The 4299-nt window shown below is 45.7% G+C and carries 4 protein-coding genes; 1 reads left to right on the top strand and 3 read right to left on the bottom strand.

The genetic code is table 11. The annotated features are described in order from the left end of the window. Positions 1-234, top strand: a 234-nt coding sequence (locus tag WEIDD23_RS14030) for a hypothetical protein (protein ID WP_207644205.1), incomplete at its 5' end; no start/stop codon positions are given. A gap of 10 nt (positions 235-244) precedes the next feature. Here the strand turns inward: WEIDD23_RS14030 and WEIDD23_RS05355 are convergent. The 3 genes from WEIDD23_RS05355 to helD form a co-directional block, all read right to left on the bottom strand. Beyond that, positions 245-1174: a Ppx/GppA phosphatase family protein gene (locus WEIDD23_RS05355; protein WP_010372002.1), complete on the bottom strand. Its 930-nt coding sequence runs from the start codon at positions 1172-1174 to the stop codon at positions 245-247. Between the two features lie 36 nt (positions 1175-1210). Beyond that, on the bottom strand, positions 1211-2230 hold the full coding sequence (gene trpS / locus WEIDD23_RS05350) for a tryptophan--tRNA ligase (protein ID WP_010372005.1): 1020 nt from the start codon (positions 2228-2230) through the stop codon (positions 1211-1213). Positions 2231-2337: 107 nt separating this feature from the next. Further along, positions 2338-4299, bottom strand: a 1962-nt coding sequence (gene helD, locus WEIDD23_RS05345; protein ID WP_242865440.1) for an RNA polymerase recycling motor HelD, incomplete at its 5' end; no start/stop codon positions are given.

Below are 4299 nucleotides of genomic sequence, written 5' to 3'. Positions count from 1 at the left end.
TCAGGGTTTGTGTGTGTCGTGCTAGCGCACGAGGCATGGGTGTGGGGGATTGGCTTCGACAAAGATGCCAGCTGGGAAACTCCGCCGGTGCTCGTGCCGGCGGAGTTTACCCAGTCAAATCTTTGGCGAAGTCACGCCCCAACCACCATGCCTCGTGTGCTAGCACGACACACCCTTCCCAACAAACATCCGCAAAAAAAAGACCACCGCAATGAATACGGTGGTCTTAATTAATCATTATTGTTTAAAGCGTCATGCGATACTCTTGGAGTAACCCTTCACGAACACCTGAAGCTGAGAAAATTACTTTGTCAGCCCCAGTGCGTGAGATTAACTCAACTAGTGGCAATAAGCCGCTGATAATAATATCTGCACGGTTAGCTTCGGTACCTAAAGCGGCTGCCCGCTCTTCATGGGTCATATTGGCCATTTCATCAAATGTCTTGAGCACTGATTCCGTCGTCATTTCATAACCGTGGAAATTTGAATCGGCTGGCAAACCATGACGTAAACGATCCAAACGGGCCAGTGAACGATTTGCACCACCCAACAAAATAATTGGCAATGTCGTCTCGTCCTCCAACCATGGCAAATGGTCATATTGATCAGATACATATTGACTAGCCTTAGTAATCAACAATGGATCAACTACCCCAGCACCATTCAATTGGAATTTTTCTGACAAGTTAACCGCACCAAATGGCAAGCTAATAAAATTAGCGGCCATCCGATCTTCAATACCTACCAACTCAACGCTGGCACCACCAGTATCCAACAACCACGCATCACTAATATCCAAGGCTGATACTGCCCCTAAATAATCGTAATAGGCTTCTTGGTCACCAGTTAAGACACGAACTTCAACACCGACTGCTCGATAGACTTGGTCCAAGAAGTCAGCTTGGTTGGTCGCTTCGCGGACGGCCGCCGTTGCAATCCCAACGACCGTAATATCTTCATAGGTTTGGTAATCTGCTTGGAATTCAATCAAAGCATCAATCACGCGGGTCATCGCGACTTCTGTCAGTTCACCCGCGTTATTGTCCATCCCCTCAGCTAAACGCGTGTCTAACTTACGACGCTTTAGCTCAGCGAAAGTACCATCTGCTTGTAGTTCTTCAACAACCATGCGGGTCGAATTTGAACCCAAGTCAATGACTGCTAAATAGCTCATTTCTATACCCTCCACGGTATTCGTCAGTACAACGGCTTAACCCCAGTATTGGATGCCCATTGCTTCGCGGACTTCACGCATTGTTGCTTGGGCCTTGGCGCGTGCCTTATCTGACCCTTCACGAAGCATGTTCAAGACAGCTTCAGGATCCTCAGCAAACTTTGCGCGACGCTCACGCATTGGCGCAAGCTCAGCATTCAACACTTCAAACAAGTACTTCTTGATCTTCATGTCACCCAAACCACCGGCTTGGTATTGCGCCTTCAATTCAGCAACCTTTTCCGTATCCTTGTCAAAGATATCCAAGTACGTAAAGACCATGTTACCTTCAACGTGACCAGGATCTTCGACACGAATGTGCTCTGGATCAGTGTACATTGACTTAACCTTCGTCCACAATGTGTCTTCATCATCGCTCAAATAGATAGCATTGTTCAAAGACTTTGACATCTTGGCATTACCATCCAAACCAGGGATACGCCCTTGACCCTTAGGTGGGAACACACCTTGGGGTTCAACTAGAATACCCTCACCGTAGTAGTTGTTGAAAGTACGTACTAGCTCACGAGTTTGCTCCAACATTGGCTCTTGGTCATCCCCAACTGGTACCACTTGCCCCTTAAACAAGGCAATATCAGCGGCTTGAGAAACTGGGTAAATGAAGAAGCCAGCTGGAATGCTTTCACCGAAGCCCTTTTGTTGGATTTCAGTTTTCACCGTTGGATTACGTTGCAACCGCGCAATTGAAACCAAGTTCAAAAAGTATTCCGTCAACTCTGATAATTCAGGTACCGCTGATTGTACAAAAATTGTTGACTTACTTGGATCGATACCGACAGCCAAATAATCCAAGGCAACTTCCAACAATGAGTTGTGAATCTTCTCAGGGTCACGAGCGTTATCAGTAAACGCTTGCTTATCTGCAATCATAATAAATGGTTCGTATTCACCAGAATCTTGCATCGCAACACGATTCTTCAATGAGCCAACATAGTGTCCAATGTGCAACTTACCAGTTGGACGGTCACCTGTTAGCAAAACTTGCTTTTCTGCCATGTGTTTCTCTTCTTTCTAATAGCGGTATTGTGCCGCTAAAATCAAATTTCGTCACTGTTCATTGTAAGAGTTTTTCCTACTGATAACAAGCATTCCCGGCCATTCTCTTATTCACCAAAGGCATGAATTTCTAAGGTGTCTTGCACCTGGCGAATTAAACTCGATACTGGGCCAACGCTAATGAGCGTCAAAGCGTGCATAGCCCGGGATGCTAACGTATAAAGTAAGCCCGTTGCTTCAGAATCAGGATAGTTCGTTTGTGACACATCATAACCAATCACTGCATCAAATTCTAGTCCTTTGGCTAAGTATATTGGCATCACGACTAAGTTAGACGTTCGTGTCCGATCACTGGCCTGCAATAATTGGAATTTTTCAGGATACTTGCGTAGCATCCGGTACACCGCTTCCGCTTCCGGTTGTGTCTTGGTCAAAATAGCAACGGTGTTATGATCTTGGCGTAACACATCAACTTGACGCCATAATTCATCAGCGACGCCGGTTGTGTCGGTGATGTAGAGGGCTGGTTTGCCACCAGGACGCGTAAACGCCATGATGTTATCACCATCTGGCAAGAGTGCTTTCGCAAAATCCATGATTTCTTGCGTTGAGCGGTAAGCCTTATTCAACGTGATCAAATTAGGCTTAGTCGCTTTAAATGCGGCTGTATACTTGGCCAACAACGCTGCGGGCGTCTCAACTTCACGGAAGAGCGCTTGTTCAGCATCCCCCAACACCGTAAATTTAGCAGCTGGGAAAGCATGCTTCAAATACAACAATTGTGCCATGGTATAGTCTTGCATTTCATCAACGAAGACGTAAAACATCGATTTATTCGTGCCACCACCCGTAATTAAATCACGCAAAAAGAGCATGGGTGCTGCATCTTCTAAATCGATTCGGTGATACTCTAGCTCGCGTAAAAAGCGATCGCGCTTTGATAGCCACCACTCTGCTTCCGCTGGCCGTTGATTTGCCATGTAAGCTAGGAAATCACCGTATTGGTTATAGATATCAAAGAAGTGCATATTGTATAGTGCATCATCAACCACTTGGAATTCTCGCTCGAGGTAGCGCTTCGCAGCCACATCAATCGCATCACCCATTTCTTCTTCTTCCGCAACTTGCTCGGCGAGTTCATCACCTAATAAGTCACGGTATTGTTGGTCATCCAAATTATTCAGTGCTTCTAGCACCCAGTCTTCATCAACCAAAGCGTCAATCCGGTTATTCAAACGTTCCATCAAACGCTTTTGGGTCATTTGGATTCGCTCACGTACTGAATAGTTACTTGAGAATTCAGCAAACAACAACGTCATCGCTTCCTTACTGAAAAAGACATCATCTTCAAAATAGATATTGTCAAAACGTAGCGTTGTAGGCGTTAGCTGCTCAACAAAATCCGTCAGTGCATCCAAAATTGTTGCGTCCTCAAGCACTTCTCGCACCTGCAGACTTGCATCACTAACTGCGTTTTGTCCTGTCTCGTACCGTTCGAACAACGTTTGTACTTGCAATCCTTGTAAACGTGCGCTGAAAAACTCAGCCAGCGTCACCTGCCGCATATTGCGCTCACCAAGTGATGGCAGGACATCGGCAATATAACTTGAGAACAACCGATTAGGTGAGAACAAGACAATTTGATCCGAATTAAGTTCTTCACGAGCGTGGAATAGCAAAAAGGCAATCCGTTGCAAAATAGCTGACGTTTTACCGGAACCTGCCACACCTTGCACCACCAGCAAGTCACTTGTTGTGTCTCGAATAATTTGATTTTGCTCTTGTTGAATTGTGGCCACGATATTGCGCATCGTCAGGTCATTTTGTTGCCCCAGCGCATACTGCAACATCTCATCACCCACGGTTTCATTCGTATCAAACATATTAACAATTTTGGCATCTGCAATGGTGAATTGACGCTTCTTCAATAATTCAGCATCTTGCTCTCCCATTGGGGTAGGATATGATACTTTACCCAGCGTTCCGTTGTAGTAAATACCACTAATCGGAGCCCGCCAATCGTACACGAAGAAATCACCACTTTTATCCTGAACCGAGGCCAAGCCAAT

The sequence above is a fragment of the Weissella sp. DD23 genome, assembly GCF_001579105.1.
GTDB classification, from domain to species: Bacteria; Bacillota; Bacilli; order Lactobacillales; family Lactobacillaceae; genus Weissella; species Weissella cibaria.
This window is presented reverse-complemented; position numbering and strand designations above follow the sequence as displayed.

Bases quoted from the DNA above. Each gene is read 5' to 3' on its own strand.
- WEIDD23_RS05355 (WP_010372002.1), bottom strand. From the start codon at position 1,174: ATGAGCTATTTAGCAGTCATTGACTTGGGTTCAAATTCGACCCGCATG.
- trpS (WP_010372005.1), bottom strand. From the start codon at position 2,230: ATGGCAGAAAAGCAAGTTTTGCTAACAGGTGACCGTCCAACTGGTAAG.